General features: G+C 67.4%; 18 protein-coding genes. 10 read left to right on the top strand and 8 right to left on the bottom strand.

Features of this window, described 5'->3' with window-relative positions:
- Positions 1-1,149 carry an MFS transporter gene (locus ACLQ3I_RS03430; protein ID WP_425792077.1) on the bottom strand — a complete coding sequence of 383 codons (1,149 nt, stop codon included), beginning with the start codon at positions 1,147-1,149 and terminating at the stop codon, positions 1-3.
- A gap of 210 nt (positions 1,150-1,359) precedes the next feature.
- Between ACLQ3I_RS03430 and ACLQ3I_RS03425 the strand changes: the two genes are divergently transcribed.
- The gene (locus tag ACLQ3I_RS03425) at positions 1,360-2,559 is read left to right on the top strand and encodes an ATP-grasp domain-containing protein (RefSeq protein ID WP_425791032.1); all 1,200 of its coding nucleotides are present in this window, start codon (positions 1,360-1,362) and stop codon (positions 2,557-2,559) included.
- 22 nt (positions 2,560-2,581) lie between these two features.
- On the opposite strand, the gene ACLQ3I_RS03420 is transcribed toward ACLQ3I_RS03425, so the two are convergent.
- On the bottom strand, positions 2,582-3,007 hold the full coding sequence (locus ACLQ3I_RS03420; protein WP_425800110.1) for a globin domain-containing protein: 426 nt from the start codon (positions 3,005-3,007) through the stop codon (positions 2,582-2,584).
- Positions 3,008-3,237: 230 nt separating this feature from the next.
- On the opposite strand from ACLQ3I_RS03420, the gene ACLQ3I_RS03415 reads away from it, so the two are divergent.
- A complete protein-coding gene (locus ACLQ3I_RS03415; RefSeq protein ID WP_425800109.1) occupies positions 3,238-4,716 on the top strand; it encodes a flavin-containing monooxygenase in 1,479 nt (492 codons plus the stop codon).
- 31 nt (positions 4,717-4,747) lie between these two features.
- Positions 4,748-5,776, top strand: coding sequence for a zinc-binding alcohol dehydrogenase family protein (locus ACLQ3I_RS03410; RefSeq protein WP_425800108.1), 1,029 nt, complete (start codon positions 4,748-4,750; stop codon positions 5,774-5,776).
- A gap of 12 nt (positions 5,777-5,788) precedes the next feature.
- On the opposite strand, the gene ACLQ3I_RS03405 is transcribed toward ACLQ3I_RS03410, so the two are convergent.
- Together ACLQ3I_RS03405 and ACLQ3I_RS03400 are read right to left on the bottom strand one after the other, a co-directional pair.
- Positions 5,789-6,631: an SOS response-associated peptidase gene (locus tag ACLQ3I_RS03405; protein ID WP_425800107.1), complete on the bottom strand. Its 843-nt coding sequence runs from the start codon at positions 6,629-6,631 to the stop codon at positions 5,789-5,791.
- A gap of 51 nt (positions 6,632-6,682) precedes the next feature.
- A complete protein-coding gene (locus ACLQ3I_RS03400) occupies positions 6,683-7,168 on the bottom strand; it encodes an aminoacyl-tRNA deacylase (protein ID WP_425791042.1) in 486 nt (161 codons plus the stop codon).
- A gap of 155 nt (positions 7,169-7,323) precedes the next feature.
- Between ACLQ3I_RS03400 and ACLQ3I_RS03395 the strand changes: the two genes are divergently transcribed.
- Both ACLQ3I_RS03395 and rsrA read left to right on the top strand, forming a co-directional pair.
- Complete coding sequence (locus ACLQ3I_RS03395) at positions 7,324-8,247, top strand: sigma-70 family RNA polymerase sigma factor (protein WP_425792078.1); 924 nt, start codon at positions 7,324-7,326, stop codon at positions 8,245-8,247.
- A gap of 29 nt (positions 8,248-8,276) precedes the next feature.
- A complete protein-coding gene (gene rsrA, locus ACLQ3I_RS03390) occupies positions 8,277-8,570 on the top strand; it encodes a mycothiol system anti-sigma-R factor (RefSeq protein WP_223309103.1) in 294 nt (97 codons plus the stop codon).
- Positions 8,571-8,735: 165 nt separating this feature from the next.
- On the opposite strand, the gene ACLQ3I_RS03385 is transcribed toward rsrA, so the two are convergent.
- On the bottom strand, positions 8,736-8,810 hold the full coding sequence (locus ACLQ3I_RS03385) for a 50S ribosomal protein bL37 (protein WP_370452957.1): 75 nt from the start codon (positions 8,808-8,810) through the stop codon (positions 8,736-8,738).
- A gap of 171 nt (positions 8,811-8,981) precedes the next feature.
- On the opposite strand from ACLQ3I_RS03385, the gene ACLQ3I_RS03380 reads away from it, so the two are divergent.
- The gene (locus ACLQ3I_RS03380; RefSeq protein WP_425791044.1) at positions 8,982-9,197 is read left to right on the top strand and encodes a biotin/lipoyl-binding carrier protein; all 216 of its coding nucleotides are present in this window, start codon (positions 8,982-8,984) and stop codon (positions 9,195-9,197) included.
- Between the two features lie 73 nt (positions 9,198-9,270).
- Positions 9,271-10,776, top strand: a complete 1,506-nt coding sequence (locus tag ACLQ3I_RS03375; protein ID WP_425800106.1) for a sensor histidine kinase — start codon at positions 9,271-9,273, stop codon at positions 10,774-10,776.
- Between the two features lie 189 nt (positions 10,777-10,965).
- On the opposite strand, the gene ACLQ3I_RS03370 is transcribed toward ACLQ3I_RS03375, so the two are convergent.
- Complete coding sequence (locus tag ACLQ3I_RS03370; RefSeq protein WP_161062209.1) at positions 10,966-11,220, bottom strand: WhiB family transcriptional regulator; 255 nt, start codon at positions 11,218-11,220, stop codon at positions 10,966-10,968.
- 383 nt (positions 11,221-11,603) lie between these two features.
- Here ACLQ3I_RS03370 and ACLQ3I_RS03365 point away from each other — a divergent pair, with 383 nt between their 5' ends.
- Positions 11,604-12,830 (top strand): MFS transporter, encoded by a 1,227-nt coding sequence (locus ACLQ3I_RS03365; RefSeq protein WP_425800105.1) that lies wholly within the window; start codon positions 11,604-11,606, stop codon positions 12,828-12,830.
- Here the strand turns inward: ACLQ3I_RS03365 and ACLQ3I_RS03360 are convergent.
- Complete coding sequence (locus ACLQ3I_RS03360) at positions 12,758-13,726, bottom strand: diacylglycerol/lipid kinase family protein (RefSeq protein WP_425791051.1); 969 nt, start codon at positions 13,724-13,726, stop codon at positions 12,758-12,760. The two genes, ACLQ3I_RS03365 and ACLQ3I_RS03360, sit on opposite strands and share 73 nt — an antisense overlap.
- 228 nt (positions 13,727-13,954) lie before the next feature.
- On the opposite strand from ACLQ3I_RS03360, the gene ACLQ3I_RS03355 reads away from it, so the two are divergent.
- Both ACLQ3I_RS03355 and ACLQ3I_RS03350 read left to right on the top strand, forming a co-directional pair.
- Entirely contained in the window at positions 13,955-14,362 is a 408-nt protein-coding gene (locus ACLQ3I_RS03355; RefSeq protein ID WP_425792079.1) for a hypothetical protein, read from the top strand.
- A gap of 84 nt (positions 14,363-14,446) precedes the next feature.
- Entirely contained in the window at positions 14,447-15,232 is a 786-nt protein-coding gene (locus ACLQ3I_RS03350; RefSeq protein ID WP_425791052.1) for a ParA family protein, read from the top strand.
- 76 nt (positions 15,233-15,308) lie between these two features.
- Here ACLQ3I_RS03350 and ACLQ3I_RS03345 read toward each other — a convergent pair whose 3' ends face one another.
- Positions 15,309-16,592, bottom strand: a complete 1,284-nt coding sequence (locus ACLQ3I_RS03345) for a hypothetical protein (protein WP_425800104.1) — start codon at positions 16,590-16,592, stop codon at positions 15,309-15,311.
- Positions 16,593-16,614 lie beyond the last annotated feature (22 nt).

The raw sequence follows: 16,614 nt of genomic DNA, 5'->3' as shown, positions 1-16,614 counted from the left end.
TCAGCCAGGTGACGGGGTGTCGTCGGTGCGCCGGGACCGGGCGACGGCGACCGCGGTCAGTAGCAGCGCCAACAGCGCCAGGACGGCGACCGCGATGTTGAACACCACGCCCGACGTGCGCAATCCCCAGTGCGCGGCTGCGATTCCCTCGCCGACGATCGGGATGGAGATGGCGACATAGGCGACCACGAAATACGTCGAGGTGACCTCTGCGCGCCGCTCGGCCGGGCTGGCCGCGACGACGGCGGCAAGGCCTTTGCTGAACGAGAGTCCCTGTCCGACACCGCAGACGACGGCACCGGCGATGAGCGCGACGAGCGATGACGCGAGGAGGCCGGCGATCAGGACCAGGGTCCCGGCCACCAGGATCGCACAGCCGGCGACCAGTGCACGCTCGGTGGGAAAGCCCCGTCCCGCGATCTGAGTGGCCGCCGACGACAGGAAGAGCACCGCCACGACGGTCCCGGCGACCGCATGGCTGTCGATCCCGAGGATGTGCGAGATGAACGACGGAGTCACACCGGTGAAGGTGCCCATCACGGCGAATCCCGCGAAGGCGGCGATCGAGGCGCGGAGGAACACCCCGCGTACCTCTGGCGGCACCGACAGCCGTTGCACCGAGAGCCGCGCTCCGGGCTTGACCTCGACAGGCTCGGTGATCAGCCAGATCCCGACCAGGACCGGCACGAGGAGAACGAGGTCGAGGGCGAAGGGGAGATGCAGCGGCGCGGGCGCGAACTGGGCGAGGAGTCCCGCGATCAGTGGTCCGAGCCCCAGACCGCCGATGTTCGCGGCGGTCGCGATCGCGGGCGCGCGCTGCCGCCATCCCGGTGGGGCGAGCTCGATGACGGCGGCGGTCGCGGCGCCTGCGTAGATGCCTGCGGAGAGTCCGGACAGGACGCGTCCGATCATGAGCTGCCAGACGGGACCTGCGGTGATGAACACGATCGCGCTGGCCACCGAGAACAGCGCCCCGGCGACCAGCAGCGGCCGGCGTCCCACCACGTCGGACCAGCGTCCGAAGACGATCAGCGCGGCGATCACACCGGCCGCGTAGATCGCGAAGATCACGGTCGTGGTGGTCACTCCGAAGCCGAGGTCGCCGGAGTAGATCGCGTAGAGGGGAGTGGGCAGTGTGGTCCCGAGCATGACCACGGTGAACGCGAAGACCACGGACACGAATGCCCGCACGCCCGCGGCGTTCCGTGGCGCGTCGCCATCCGATTTCGGGTGTCCGTGCGGCATACCCCTACCCAGCATCATCACCTCGGACACTATTCCTCATCGCGGGCGCCTCCGCCGGTGCCGAGGATTCGCATCCGCTCAGCGTCGTGACCCGCGGTTGGATACGGTCGGTCGATGGAAGGTCCCGCCGCGTCGGTCGAACGCGTCCTCGCCACCACGTCCCGGATGCCCTTCGCCGTGGACGAGATCCACAAACTCGGTGTCGCCGGCCACGAGGTCACCGCCGCCGACACGTTCTCGGCGTCGCCGGGCAGTCACTCGCGCGGTGCCCGCCGGCATGTCGAGGTACCCGCCCCGACGCAGCACCCCGATGAATTCGTCGCGGCCGTCGTCGATGCACTGGACAGGTTCGAGATCACCTGGCTCCTGCCGATGTTCGAGGAGGTGTTCTACCTTGCCGCGCACCGTGATCGCCTGGCGGCAGGCAGACCGGATCTCGAGCTGTTCTTTCCCTCGTTCGACATCCTGGCGAGGGTGCACGACAAGGTCTCGTTCGCCGATCTGTGCCAAGGCCTGGGACTGCCGGTGGCGGAATCGATCACGGCCACCACGGCCGGAGAACTGCGTGCGGCGGTCGGTCGGTGGGATGGGTGGTTCGCCCGGGCGGCGTTCGGTCGCGGTGGTCTGGATGTGATCACCAATTCCGGTCCGCTCGCCGGTGAAACCGCCCTCGACGAGATCCATCCGACCGCCGAGGAACCGTGGCTGGTGCAGGAGTACCTGAAGGGCGTCGATCGCTGCAGTTGGAGTGTGGTCCACCACGGAGAGGTGGTCCTGCACTCGTGTTACGAACACCCACTCGCGATCGACAACCGCGGCGGCATCGTCTTCGAGTCGGTCGAGTCACCCGAATCGCTCGCCACGGCGCAGACCGTGGCACGAGCGCTGAACTGGCACGGGCAACTCAGCTTCGACTACCTGATGACGGGCGACGGTGTCCACCACATGGTCGAGTGCAATCCCCGCCCGACGGCGGGCTGCACCGTCGCCTCGGCCCCGGAGTTCGCCACCGCTCTGTTCGATCCCGACGGTCTTGTCGTCGTTCCGCCCGGGCGCAAGAAGATGATCACCGCAGCGGTCCTCCGCGATGTCCTGAAGCACCCGCGTCACCTGCACACCGACCTCGTGGCAGCTCGCGGGGCCACCGGCGTGTACGACCAGAAGGGGGATCGCCTGCCGCTGTTGTACTCGGCACTGTCCCTCCAGCACGTCATGCACTACCGCAAGGAACTCGGGATCGATCGCAACACCCGTGAGCAGCTGATGGCGACACAGTTCTTCGATGTGTCGTGGGACGGTTCGGCGATCGGCTGAGTCGTCCGGCCCGGCTGCGGGTTCACGCCGCGCCGGACGTGGCGTCGTCCTCGGCCGGGTAGCCGGCGAGCATCAACGATGCGACGGCGGTGAGCGCTTCACCCCACCCCTCGGTCATCTCGGCTGTCCACCGTTCGCCGCCGATCTCGGCCATCGCGGCGATCATGCACTCGGCGACCGCGGCATACATGGGCTCCGTGACGCCCATACCGGCATGTCGTCGACCGAGCTCCCCGAGATTCGTCGACAGCCACGCCGAGTCGTCCAGGTGATCGACGACCGAGACGATCGCGGTTCGCAGCATGGCCGCCTGCTGCCGGGTCTCCCGGCTGAACATCGGTTCCACCTCGGGGTAGCGGGCGAAAAGGATGTCGTAGAAGCGAACGGTGAGCCCGTCATCGGGGAGATCGACGAGCGCGAGGCTGTGCTCGAGAAGTGTCTTGTTCATGCACAACGATGGTGGTGAAGGTGCGTTACCGGGCAATTACCGCGGAGGCAAGGCTGGTGGCGGACCTGGTAACGAACTTCTCACAGAGCGATCGGCGCGCGGTGAGAACCGTGGGAAACGCCGGAACGGGGCCGGTGGGCCCTGGCCACGGAGCGCGCGGAAGGTTAGTGTGTCTCGAGTAACAGTAACTCTGGGGACGACGTCCCTCTGACGTCACACGGGAGTGGGACATGCGGCCAGACCATGACGTGGTGATCGTCGGTGCGGGGTTCGGCGGCATGGGTGCGGCAATCGAGCTGAAGCGGCTCGGCATCGACGACATCGCGGTTCTCGAACGAGAAGACGATCTCGGTGGAACGTGGCATGTCAACCACTACCCGGGCCTCGCGGTCGACATCGCATCGGTGACCTATTGCTACTCGTTCGAGCCCAATCCGTACTGGTCACGACTGTTCGCCCCGGGCGTCGAGCTCAAACGGTATGCCGAACATGTCGCGGACAAATACGACCTCAAGCGGCACATGGAGTTCGGTACGGTCGTGCGGACGGCGCAATGGGACGAAGCCGAACAGGTCTGGCGGGTGACCACTGGAAACGGCGTGCGTACCTGCCGGTATCTCGTCACCGCGACGGGGTTCCTCTCCCAGCCCCATACGCCGGACTTTCCCGGGATCGACTCGTTCGCGGGCGCCATCATCCACACCACCGCGTGGGAGGACGGCCACGAGTTCGCCGGTGAGCGTGCCGCGATCATCGGCACCGGCGCGACCGCGGTGCAACTCATCCCCGAGATTGCCGAGAGCGCAGATGAGTTGACGGTCTTCCAGCGGACTCCCATCTGGGTGGTGCCCAAGCTCGATTTCGCGATCCCGTCCGGTGTGCAGAAGATCTTCGCCAGGGTCCCGTTCACGCAGCGGATCGCGCGAACGGTCAACACGTCCCTACTCGAGGCGCTCATGGTGTTCGGGGTGCTGCACTTCAAGCAGGCCAAACCCGGTAATCGCCTGGCGGCGCTGATCGCCAAGGCGCAGTTGCGCGCTCAGGTGCGCGATCGCGCGACACGGCGGTCGCTGACGCCGTCCTACGATTTCGGCTGCAAGCGACCGACGTTCTCCAACACGTACCTCCGCACGTTCAACGAGCCCAACGTCTCGTTGCGGACGAGTTCGATCGAGCGCGTCGAACCCGATGGGATCGTGACCGCCGACGGAGAGAAGACCCTCGTCGACACTCTTGTGCTCGCCACCGGTTTCAATCTGTGGGACGTCAACTTCCCGGCATTCCAGATCGTCGGTCGGGACGGAAAAGATCTCGGGAAGTGGTGGCGGGAGAACCGTTTTCAGGCCTACGAGGGGATCACCATTCCGTCGTTCCCGAACCTGTTGTCGCTCAACAGTCCGTATTCCTACAGTGGCCTGTCGTATTTCACGACGATCGAAGGCCAGATGAAGCACATGCGTCGACTGTTCGGTGAGTTGCGACGTCGCGGCCGAACCACCTTCGAGGTCACCGAGGAAGCCAATGACGCGTTCCTCGCGGAGGTCACCGACAACCTGCAGTCGTCGGTGTTCTACAACGGCAACTGCGCCTCGTCGCGCAGCTACTACTTCAATCAACACGGCGAGGCCGCGTTGCTGCGCCCCAACTCGACCCTGAGCACCTTGCGCCGGATGGAGCGTTTCCCCCTCGACGCCTACCGCTACAGCTGAGTATCGGCCCAGATCGTCCTATCCTGACCACATGCGCGCGTGGGTGGTGAACCGACCGGGGCCGATCGACCAACACCCCTTGCGGTGGGTGGCGAGGCCGACACCCGATCCGGCTGCCGACGAGCTCGTCGTCGAGGTGCTCGCGTGCGGGGTGTGCCGCACCGATCTGCATGTCGCCGAAGGTGATCTCCCCGTTCATCGGGAGCAGGTCACGCCCGGTCACGAAGTGGTCGGGGAGGTCGTCGCACTCGGTGCGGATACCGCCGGATTCTCGGTCGGCGACCGCGTCGGGGTGGCGTGGCTGCGCAGTACCGACGGGACGTGCTCGTACTGTCGACGCGGCGCCGAGAACCTCTGTCCCGCTTCGTCCTATACGGGATGGGATGCCGACGGTGGATACGCGGAGTACACGACGGTACCCGCAGCCTTCGCCTATCGAATCCCGGACGACCTCGACAGCGTCGCTGCTGCACCACTGCTGTGCGCGGGCATCATCGGATACCGCGCCCTGAAGCGGGCCGGCGTGGTCGCCGGGTCGGACGGCACCACGCTGACGGTGCCGCCGCGACTCGGTCTCTACGGTTTCGGTGCGAGCGCTCACCTGTGTGCCCAGCTCGCCGTCGCTCTGGGCGCACGCGTGCACGTCATGACGCGGGGAGCACCTGCGCGGAAGCTCGCGCTCGCCCTGGGTGCGGCGTCGGCCGGCGACCCCGCCGACGGCCCGCCCGAGCCGCTGGATGCGGCGATCACCTTCGCGCCGGTCGGCGAACTGGTCCCGGTCGCGATGCGGGCCCTCGACCGCGGCGGGGTCCTCGCCATCGCCGGCATCCACCTGTCCGATGTCCCGTCATTGAACTATGAGCGGGAGTTGTTCTACGAGAAGGAGATCCGGTCGGTGACCGCCAACACCCGGGACGACGGCCACGAGTTCCTGCGCCTGGCGGCACGACACGGCATCACCTCCACCACGCACGTCTATCCGCTATCACGAGCCGACGACGCGCTGAGCGACCTCGAGGCCGGACGATTCGACGGCGCAGCAGTTCTGGTTCCCGACTGAGCTGGGTCGGCGTCACGCGGGTTCGAGGAGCTCCGGCCCATTGTTGGCGACGCGGTTGACCAGCGGCGCGACCTCACGGATCTCGATGGCGTCCGCGATCGCCTCGGTCGGTGGCGCGAAGAAGTCCTCGGGTGCGGTGTGGTCGGGATCGAGCCACTGGTCCCACTGCGCGAACGGCATGATCATTGGCATCCGGTCGTGTACGTCGCGGAGCTGACCGACGGCATCGGTGGTGAGGATCGAACAACTCAGCAGCGGAGGCTCGTCTTTCGACGCACCCTTCGGGCGCCACACCGACCACAAGCCGGCCATGAACAGCCGCGTGCCGTCGTGCGGGGACATGAAGAACGGCACCTTCGTCGGCTTGCCCTTGGCGTCCGACGGGCCTTTCTTCCACTCGTACCAGCCGTCCATCGGGACCAGGCAGCGCTTGGACTTGACCGAGGTCCGGAACGAGCTCTTCTCGGCCGCACTCTCCGCGCGCGCATTGAACAGGAGCGGCCCCTTGCCGACCTCCTTCGCCCAGGGTGGTACCAGACCCCAGCGCATCGCGCGGATACGCAGGGCGGGGTCGTCGTCCGGTTCGTCGGGGGAGTGACGCTTCACCACGGTCATCACGGTGGTGGTCGGGGCGACGTTGTAGTTCGGGCCGGGCGCCCGCCGGGCGGGCGTGTCCGTATCGGCGGCAGTCGACCCGTCGGTACTCGACTCGGCAGCGGCCGGTTCGGCGGTGGACGAATCCTCGGTACGACCGGAGCCGGTTCCCGGGTCCAACGGGACCGGGACCTCGTTGATCGCGTCGATCTCCGCGGCGAGCTTCGCCGGGTCGGTGGTCACCGCATAACGTCCGCACATGATCTCCATGCTGTCACGCGGCCCCGACGATGTGCGCGTCTGCGCGCGGCCTCAGGTGGCGACGTCGGCCACGACGGCACCGGTGACGGAGATCAGGTCGGCCGGCGCCAGCGACACCTCCAGGCCACGTCGCCCGGCGCTGCAGAAGACCAGGGGCCAGTCGAGCGCCGTTCGATCCACCACGGTGGGCAACACGGTCCGCTGCCCGATCGGTGAGACGCCGCCGAGGACGTAGCCGGTCGCGCGGGTCACGGATTTCTCGTCGGCCATCCGTGCCTTGGTCCCGCCGGAGGTGGCCTCCGACAGCGCGGCGGCCGCTGCCTTCAGTGACAGACGTCGCGGCACCGGAACGACCGCCACCGCGAGCGCACCCGAGATGTCGATGACCAGAGTCTTGAAGACCTGCTCTGCATGGACGCCGAGCGCGGCGACGGCTTCGTCACCGTAGGAATCGCCGCGGGGGTCGTGTGGGTATCGATGTACGGCGTGGTCGATGCCGACGCGTTCGAGCACCATCACCGCAGGCGTCGCGGCCATTCGATCGCCTCCTTCCTGGTCGGGACCCAATCGCATCGGTCGCCGTGGAACATTTGTCGCGGTTCGTCTGTTGACACGGTTGGCGACGAGGGCGAGAGCCGTATCGTCGCCGTGACCACTGCACCACCCACGACTCCGAAGGAAGGTCGATCAGCCTGATGACCACCGGCTTGCTCGCACCCACTCCAGCGGTTCACGACAGGTTCTCCGAGGCCGTCGCCCCGCGCGGCCTCGCGACCGCGACAGCATCGGTAAGCTTGACCGACAGCGGAAAGATCGCGTCGGCGTCCCGCAAGGTCACGCCGGCGGACATCGGTTCCGCGCATGCCGTCACCGAAGGGATCGTAGTGGTCGAACCCGATTCACAGGATCAGTCGCCCCAGGACATCGACCGCGCAGAGCCGGCCCCGGCGAAGGCGTCCCGGTCGGCGTCGAAATCGGCGGGTGCCGGGTCACAGGCTCCCCGTCGAGCCGATCCGGGCGAGACGCCCGAGGCCATCACCGAGCGTTTCGAGCGCGACGCGTTGCCGCTGCTCGACCAGATGTACGGCGCGGCCCTTCGCATGACGCGCAATCCGGCCGACGCCGAGGACCTCGTCCAGGAGACATACGTCAAGGCGTTCTCGGCCTTCTCCTCGTTCCGCGAGGGCACCAACCTGAAGGCCTGGCTGTACCGGATCCTCACCAACACCTACATCAACGGCTATCGCAAGAAGCAGCGGCAGCCCGCGCAGTACCCCACCGACGAGATCACCGACTGGCAGCTCGCCGCCACTGCCGAACACACCTCGACCGGCTTGCGGTCGGCCGAGATCGAGGCCCTCGACGCGCTCCCGGACGACGACATCAAGGCGGCGTTGCAGGAATTGCCCGAGGACTTCCGCATGGCGGTGTACTACGCCGACGTGGAGGGTCTGCCGTACAAGGAGATCGCCCAGATCATGGACACGCCGATCGGCACCGTCATGTCGCGTTTACATCGCGGACGCCGTCAACTGCGCGAACTGCTCGCCGACGTCGCTCGTGAACGTGGATTCAACCGATCCGCCCAGACCTCGGAGAGCGGGGCGGCACGATGACCGGCACACCTCGTCCCGAGGAGCCGCGGATGGGCTCCGACGACATCGATCCGGAGTTCTTGCAGCTCGACTGCTCGGCGGTGATCGCCGATGTGTGGTTGCTGCTGGACAACGAGTGCGACTCGGACGCGCGATCGCGCCTTCAGGGGCATCTTGACAGCTGCCCGTCCTGTTTTGCCCACTACGGCATCGAGCAGCAGCTCAAGACCCTGATCAACCGCAAATGCGGCGGCGAACACGCGCCCGAGGGGCTGCGTGACCGCCTGCGGATCGAGATCCGCAAGACCGTCATCGTCCGCGAGACCGGCGGCTCGGCCGACTGACCTCGCGTTCGACGCCCAGAAACGTCGAGAGCATCCACGGTGCCCCAGAGCTTTCGCTCGCGAGGCCGGTGTGGATGCTCTCGATGTCTCGGTGGGCGCTGTCGACGTGATGTCGTCGGCCGGCGCCCGGATGTTGTGCTCGTACTCGGCTGAGTCGTGCTCGACTCAGGAGTTGGGACGCTTGCCGTGGTTGGCAGCGTTCTTCTTCCGAGCGCGCTTCTTGCGTCCGCGCTTACCCATGACGGACCTCCTTCGTGCTGTGTGCGTCCTCGATTCTCCCATGTCCAGGGTCCGCGGTCCCAATCGCCTCGCCTCGAGGCCGTCGGGGACCGGTGCCCGGCTCGCCGAGACACCGTCGAGAGGCGGCCGGGACCCGTCATGGGGCCGTCGGAAGTGGGCTAGGTTATGTGCATGGCTGAAGACGTCGTTGCGGAGATCGTGGCAAGCGTGCTGGAGGTGCGGGCGACCGCCGGTCAACTGGTCGACGTCGGCGACACGCTCGTCCTGCTCGAGTCGATGAAGATGGAGATCCCCGTCCTCGCAGAGGAATCCGGCACGATCGCGGACGTCAAGGTCAAGGTCGGTGATGTGATCCAGGCCGGCGACACCATCGCGGTCTACGAGTAGTCCGTCCGAGGTGGCACCGAATCCTTCCCCGCCGACACCGCTGCGGTCGCGGCTCCGCTGAGCCGGTCACGTCATGTCCACCCTGGCCGACCTTCTCGCCGAGCACACCACGTTGTCGGACGCGGCGGCAGCGCATCTGCAACGCCTCGTGGCCGAGTGGCAGCTGCTCGCCGATCTGTCGTTCGCCGACTTCCTGATGTCGGTGCGCACCGAGAACGGCGACATCGTCACGGTGGCCCAGTGCCGCCCCAACACGGCCTCGACGGTCTTCCCGAGCGACGAGGTGGGTCGTATCGCGGATCCCACGGTCAACCGGCAGCTCGAACGTGCGTTCTCCGCCGACCGGGTGTTGCGCGACGAGGATCCGAAGTGGCTGGGTGCGGTGGCGATCAGGCGTGAGGCGGTGCCGGTCGGATTCACCGACGCCGACGGTGTGATCGCCGTGCTGACCCGTGCCATCGATCTGACCCATCCGCGCCTGCCGTCGCCGCTGGAGCTCGCCTATCAGGATTCGGCCAACGACTTGTGTCAGATGGTCGCTGACGGCTCGTTCCCGCAACTGGAGGGCAATCCGCGAGGCCTGTCCACCCCGCGTGCGGGCGACGGGTTCGTCCGGGTGGACGAGAACGGCATGGTGGTCTACGCAAGTCCCAACGCGTTGTCCGCGTTCCACCGGATGGGGTGGACCGCCGAGCTCACCCACACCCGCCTGTCCGAGGTGGCCGCGTCGTTGCTGACCGACCCGTTCGAATCCGAGGACGTCGCGGTGATGATCGACGAGGCGGTCGGCACCAGCGCTCCGCCGACCGGACCCTACCGGGAGGTCGGGATGCGGATGGAAGCGGACGCGCGGCGCGCGACGGCATTGCTCAGGACCGTTCCGCTGCGCCCCCGCGGTGCCAGTACCGGGGCGGTGGTCCTGATCCGTGACGTCACCGAGGTGAAGCGGCGCGACCTGGCACTGATCAGCAAGGACGCCACCATCCGGGAGATCCATCACCGGGTCAAGAACAATCTGCAGTCGGTCTCCGCGCTGCTGCGACTACAGGCCCGCCGCACCACCAATCCCGAGGCCCGCGGCGCTCTCACCGAGGCGGTCCGCCGGGTGGCGTCGATCGCGCTGGTCCACGAACTGCTCTCGGGCAGCGTCGACGAGGAGGTCGATCTCGACGAGGTGGTCGATCGGCTGGTCCCCATCCTGGTGGACGTCGCGTCCGGGGATGCCACGGTGCGGGTGACCCACCGCGATCGACTCGGCGTGCTCACCGCCGAACTGGCGATGCCGCTGGTGATGGTGCTGACCGAGTTGATCCAGAACGCCATCGAGCACGGATTCACCGGATCGACTGCTGACAGCGAGATCGAGGTGGTCGCCGACCGAGATGTCCGAGAATTGCGGATCTCGGTGCGTGACAACGGTTCCGGACTTCCTGAGGGATTCGAGGTGGCGACGTCCGACCGACTCGGATTGCAGATCGTGCAGACCCTGGTGTCGATCGAATTGGGCGGAACCCTCACGATGGGCCCGAACCCGATGGGCTGGGGCACCGAGGTCAACATCGTCATCCCGTTGCGTTAGCCGTGCGCGACAACCGATCGCAGGTTCGCCGAGCCGAATTGTCCGGTAGCGGTTCGGGTTACGACAAAACAGGCACGGAAACCCTGTTCGCTCAGCACGTCAGGCCGCCGGCAGATCTCCGCACAACGAAAGAAACCCGGCCGCGGCCGGGTTTCTTTCATGGCCGCTCGCGCGGCTCGGGGTCATGCCTCAGACGCTGCTGCGTGTCCGGGTTCGTGCGGTGCGCCGCTTGAGCGCACGCCGCTCATCTTCGCTCATGCCTCCCCAGACGCCTGCATCCTGGCCGGATTCCAGGGCCCACGAAAGGCATTCGGCCGTGACGGGGCACCGGGCGCAGACGAGCTTCGCATCAGCGATCTGCGCGATGGCCGGGCCACTGGTTCCCACTGGGAAGAACAGTTCCGGATCTTCGTCGCGACAGATTGCGTTGTGACGCCAGTCCATTCCTTCTCCTTCAGGTGCGTTTTGCGCACCACTCGACAACTCCCATGTCTGGTTTGTTGTGGCTGTAACCGCTAATTCACGCGGACCCACCAAATGTTTCCGCACTGTTGCTTGTGAATACTTTCACGAATCCAGGCGAAGTCAATGGTGTTCCGTTAACACGTGTGCAATATCACTGTGGCGACCACCCCGATTTCCTGGGGGTGCTTGCACTCGTTGCGCACCGATGGACTAGTCTACCCGTTCTTCACGGGGAATTCGCCTGATTTCCCAGGTCGTCGTCACGGATCACTGGTGGCATTGGCGTCACCCACAGTATTCTGTGAGCCATGCCACGACGACGATGTTGATCTTCATCACATCGACTGAGGGCGGCCGCTTCTGTGGCCGCTCTGGCCGAAGACGCCAACCCGCTCTATCCGCTCTATGCGGTGATATTCGCCGACCCAACGGTACCGGGGGCAGGGTTGTCGGCGGCCTCGATCTCCTCTCTGTTCATCCTGTGGTCGGCATGCTCTTTCCTGTTCGAGATCCCGACCGGGATTCTGGCCGATCGCGTACCACGCCGAGCGCTCCTGGTGACCGGGCCGTTGTCCAGCGGGGCGGGCTTCGCCTTGTGGACCTGGTGGCCGTCGTTCGGGGCCTTCGCGGCCGGTTTCGTGCTGTGGGCCGCGGGTACCGCGCTGCGCTCGGGCTCGCTGCAGGCACTGCTCTATGACACCCTCGCGGCTCGGGGGCAGGCACTGCAGTACGCAGCCCTGGCCGGTCGGGTCCGGGCGATGGGGGCGACCGGAGTCCTGCTCGGGACCGCCGCGGCCATCCCACTGACCGCCTGGGGCGGTTACGCGGCCGTGGGGGCGGCCGGCGTCGCCTCCTGCATCGTCTGCTCGGTCGCGTCGGCGATGTTGCCCGAGGATGCGCCGCCACGCCGCGAGGCCGACCACGACGAGGCCGACCCCGAGTGCGGTGGAACCGCGGCGGGGTGGCGCATCGTCGTCGGCGAAGCGTTCGCCGGCCTACGCGGCGACCGTCTACTGCGTCGCGTCGTCGTCCTGCTGATCGCGCTGACCTGGGTGGCGGCTCTCGACGAATATCTGCCACTGCTGGCAGACGCCATGTGGTCGGACGCCATGTGGTCGGGCTCGGCGGCGGCCACCGGCGTCTCGATGCTCATGGTGGTGGTGGCCGTCGGGGACATCGCGGGTGGCCATGCGGCATCACGCACCGACGTCACCGACTTCCGGCCCCGTCGTCTGGCGCCCTGGCTGCTCGCCGGTGCAATCGCTCTGGGGCTCGGCGCCATCTCCGGTCATCCGGTCGGAATCATCTTGGTCGCCTTCGCATTCGGCGTCTTCGGCTGGGCGTTGGTGATGGCGGATGCGATGATGCAGCACCGCATCCCGACGGGCGCCCGCGCCACCATCACCTCGGTGGTCGGAGTGGGAGAGGAGACGGTCGCGATCGCCGCCTTCGGTGCGTGGGCGGCCGGATCGGTGTGGCTGGCGCCCACGACGTCGTTCGCCGTGGCCGCGGTTCCCTACGCTGTGCTCGCCGTCGTGTTGATGGTCTCGTCGTCGGGTGCGACCACCGCGAGGGCCTCCGGGCGATAGCCGAAGTCGATGGACTGATGGGCCCCGATGTAGTCACCGTCCATCTGGACGTCGATCGGCTCGTCGGCCCGGAACCGCACCCACGCCACGTCGTCGTCGCGATGGAGATGCCGAGCCTTCGGCTTGCGGTGCGTGAGCAGCCGCGCGGCGAGGGGCAGATTCCGCGCCACCGATGTCGAGGTCGCCGCGAACAGGCCGAGGCGGGTGTCGAATCCGGTCGTCGGGTTGGTCCGGATCTCGTAGTCGCCGAAGTAGGTCCACGGGCTGGTGTTACTGACGAATCCAAATCGGACGCCGGTGATCGGTTCGTGGTCGGGGATCTCGACGGTGAACGACGCGCGGCTGGCGGCATGGCGGACAAAGGACGCGACGGTCGTCCACAGATACCGGGAAGGAGTCGCGGCCTTGCCCGCATGGCGCTTGTCCTCCATGGCGTGCACCACCACGGCGTCCATACCCATGCCTGTGTTGAACAGGAACCAGCGGTCCTGCGTGTGACCCAGGCCGATCCGCCTGCACCGACCGGCTTCGAGGAGGTCGATGATCTGCGCGGTGGCTGCCAGCGGGTCCGAGCGCATGCCCAAGGTGCGGGCGAACACATTGGCGCTGCCGCCGGGGATCACCCCGATGCTCGGGAGCCGGCGGGTGGGATCGGTGGCGCCCGGTGCCCCCAAGATTCCGTTCACGGCCTCGTTCACCGATCCGTCTCCGCCGTGCACGATGACGACGTCGACGCCCTCGACGACCGCACGTTGCGCCAGTTCACCTGCGTGTCCACGGTGCGTGGTGTGTTCGACGTCGAGGGCGAACCGGGAGCCGAGGGTGTGCGCCAGCGCATCGCGGCCGGCCGGACTGGTGGCCGTGGCGAATGGATTGACGATGAGCATGACGCGCACGAGACCCCACGATATTGGGTGTGCAGGTGTGACGTACATCCGCCCGTCGTCGGTGCGGGTGCGGCGGCCGTCCCGGCCGGCTTCCCGTGCGGGGGCGAGCGGCGCCGCACGAGTCCTCACCCATAGGCTGGACGGGTGAGCACGAAGCGGGGCGGCAACGCCGATGCAGGCGACGACCAGCATCGGGAGCCGGATGAACAGACCCATTCCGACCAGGCGCCGACAACGATCCGGGTGGCCGGGGCGGTCACCGCGCTGGAGGGTGCGATCGCGGTCATCGTGGCCGTCGTCCTGGCGATTCGCGAGGCAGGCGGTCACCGGGAAGCCGCGATCAGCGGCTACGGGACGGCAGCGTGGTTCGGCATCATCGGCGTGGGCGTGATGATCGGCGGGATCGCCCTGCTGACCGGGCGGCGCTGGGGGCGCGCGATCGCCGTCGTCGCCCAGATCCTGCTGCTGCCCGTCGCCTACGCACTGCTCACCGACAGCCATCAGCCGTGGCTCGGTATTCCGCTGGCCGTCGCGGCGCTGGCCGTACTGGTTCTCATCTTCAGTCCGTCGTCGACGCACTGGCTGGTGGGGGAGTACGGGCCCGACGGCCCGCCCGACGAGGGTTCCCGGGCGCGCAAGCGCTGAACTTCGCGCGCCGCCGATGGCGATTCCTCGCCCCGCCCCGGCGTTAACCCCGACGGCGGCGGTGATCGGTCGTACAGTTGTGCCATGACCCGTATGCTCGCCATCGCGAACCAAAAGGGTGGGGTGGCCAAGACGACGACGGTGGCTTCGCTCGGGGCGGCTCTCGCCGACCTCGACGTCTCCGTCCTCGTGGTCGACCTCGATCCCCAAGGCTGCCTTACCTTTTCATTGGGACACGACCCCGATCAGCTCGAGTCGTCGGTGCACGATGTGCTGCTCGGCGAGGAGGAGATCGCCGACGTGCTCCTCGACACCGACGACAACGTGACCCTGTTGCCGGCCACGATCGATCTGGCCGGTGCGGAGGCGTTGCTGCTGATGCGACCGGGCCGCGAGTACGCACTCAAACGGGCGCTCGCCGAGGTGGCCGAGGACTACGACGTCGTCCTCATCGACTGCCCACCGTCGTTGGGGGTGCTCACCCTCAACGGGCTGACCGCCGCGGATGAGGTGGTGGTGCCACTCCAGTGTGAGATGCTGGCCCATCGCGGCGTGGGACAACTCCTGCGGACCGTCACCGAGGTGCAGCAGATCACCAACCCGGGCCTGACGATGCTCGGAGCGGTGGCCACGCTGTTCGACGCGCGGACCACTCACAGTCGTGACGTGTTGTCCGATGTCTCGGACCGCTACGACCTCCCGGTGCTGGAACCGCCGATTCCCCGCACCGTGCGGTTCGCGGAGGCATCGGCGTCTGGAACTTCGGTGATGCGTGGCCGAAAGAACAAGGGCGCGAACGCGTATCGTGAACTCGCCGAGAATCTGTGGAAATACTGGGACGCCGGCGAGCCGGTCCGCACCTCCGCCTGAGGCCGCGGTCGGGCCACCAGCTCCGTCCTCGAGGGAATCGCCGCGACGGCGTCGGCCGCGGGTTTCGGGGCCGACGCTACGCCGGTCCGTAGGCCGCGACGGTCGATCCCCACTGTTCGATCACGGTGGAACCCAGTACTCGAAGGCTGATCGGACCGCGGGTGTATCCGTCGCGCCGGACCGGGATCGATCGCACCTCGCGGCCGGTGGCCGCGTCGCGCACGCTGATCCCCGTCGCGGTCGGCAGCAGGAGCTGACCGGCCATCACGTCGCCGGTGCCGATGGCGCCCGGCACCTGGTAGATCGGACGCACGTTCTGGGCGTCGAGCACGACGGTGGTACCGCCGGTGAAATAGGAGGTCAGCCCGCCGTTGGTGACGGGCACGACGTCGTCGGGTGGAGCGGGGGCACCGGCAACCGTGTTCACCACGGTGGGCACGCCGTCGGTGGTGAACTGCCGCACCGCGGGGGCGACCGGTCCCGCCGGTGCGTCATTCGACGCCGGCGCGGGACGATTGCCGCCGCCGTCGTAGACCGCGATCCCGGAACTGCTCATGGCGATCGCGACCGGAGCAGGCCCGGATGTGCCGTCGGTGATCAGCGACGACCCGTACTGCTGGACCTCCTCGTCCTTGTTCAGCACCGCTCCGAGGACGGTCAGCCGATAGCCGGGTTCGTCTCCGCAGTGTTCGATGACCGCGACGCGGTCGCCTCCGGTCGTCGCCGACATGAGTCGGCATCCGGTCCGGCCGGGCTGCACGTCCGGTTTGACTGGCGCGTCGACACGCCCGTACTCGATGCCGCGGACGAGATTCGACCCCCAGGTCTCGAGCCGTGTCGAGCCTTGGGACACAACATAACCCGAGTCCGACACCAGCTGTACGCGGTCGTCGGCGTCTGAGCTGCGGGCACCTTCGCGCTGCCCGGACGAACCGTCGAGAGCCGTGATCTCGCCGCATCCACGGGAGTTCCGATAGGCGGCCAGCACCTCGTTGTTGCTCGACGGCCAGGCCGCGAGTACGGCGCACAGGGCGAGATCGCGCCGGTAGTGCCAGACCTCGTGACCGGTGGCGGGATCCCGACCTGTCACCGACCCGCCGTCGGCGGTCACCACCAGTGACCGCGCGATCGCGGGGGTGTGGGTGACGGTCGACCGTGCGCGCCAGAGTGGCGTGAATCCTGCCGGTACGGCAGTGGCCGGGGCGACGTCGGGCACCGACGCCGCGGCCTGGATGCTGTCGGTGTGACGCACCGCGCTGTGGGCCCACACCAACAGCCCTGCGACGAGCAGGATCACCACGATGGCAGCGCTGACGACGAGGTCGACCGGTGTTCGTCGCTCAGGTCGGATTCGTACCACGCACCCTCCGGTCGCCGCGCTG

The organism is Gordonia sp. DT101, assembly GCF_049844895.1.
GTDB lineage: Bacteria > Actinomycetota > Actinomycetes > Mycobacteriales > Mycobacteriaceae > Gordonia.
Note: the sequence above shows the minus strand (reverse complement) of the source record. Positions and strands in the feature narration are given on the sequence as shown.

Excerpts from the sequence above, each read along its gene's own strand:
- ACLQ3I_RS03430 (WP_425792077.1), bottom strand. The coding sequence starts at position 1,149 with ATGCTCGGGACCACACTGCCCACTCCCCTCTACGCGATCTACTCCGGC.
- ACLQ3I_RS03425 (WP_425791032.1), top strand. The coding sequence starts at position 1,360 with ATGGAAGGTCCCGCCGCGTCGGTCGAACGCGTCCTCGCCACCACGTCC.
- ACLQ3I_RS03420 (WP_425800110.1), bottom strand. The coding sequence starts at position 3,007 with ATGAACAAGACACTTCTCGAGCACAGCCTCGCGCTCGTCGATCTCCCC.
- ACLQ3I_RS03415 (WP_425800109.1), top strand. The coding sequence starts at position 3,238 with ATGCGGCCAGACCATGACGTGGTGATCGTCGGTGCGGGGTTCGGCGGC.
- ACLQ3I_RS03410 (WP_425800108.1), top strand. The coding sequence starts at position 4,748 with ATGCGCGCGTGGGTGGTGAACCGACCGGGGCCGATCGACCAACACCCC.
- ACLQ3I_RS03405 (WP_425800107.1), bottom strand. The coding sequence starts at position 6,631 with ATGTGCGGACGTTATGCGGTGACCACCGACCCGGCGAAGCTCGCCGCG.
- ACLQ3I_RS03400 (WP_425791042.1), bottom strand. The coding sequence starts at position 7,168 with ATGGCCGCGACGCCTGCGGTGATGGTGCTCGAACGCGTCGGCATCGAC.
- rsrA (WP_223309103.1), top strand. The coding sequence starts at position 8,277 with ATGGGCTCCGACGACATCGATCCGGAGTTCTTGCAGCTCGACTGCTCG.
- ACLQ3I_RS03380 (WP_425791044.1), top strand. The coding sequence starts at position 8,982 with ATGGCTGAAGACGTCGTTGCGGAGATCGTGGCAAGCGTGCTGGAGGTG.
- ACLQ3I_RS03375 (WP_425800106.1), top strand. The coding sequence starts at position 9,271 with ATGTCCACCCTGGCCGACCTTCTCGCCGAGCACACCACGTTGTCGGAC.
- ACLQ3I_RS03370 (WP_161062209.1), bottom strand. The coding sequence starts at position 11,220 with ATGGACTGGCGTCACAACGCAATCTGTCGCGACGAAGATCCGGAACTG.
- ACLQ3I_RS03350 (WP_425791052.1), top strand. The coding sequence starts at position 14,447 with ATGACCCGTATGCTCGCCATCGCGAACCAAAAGGGTGGGGTGGCCAAG.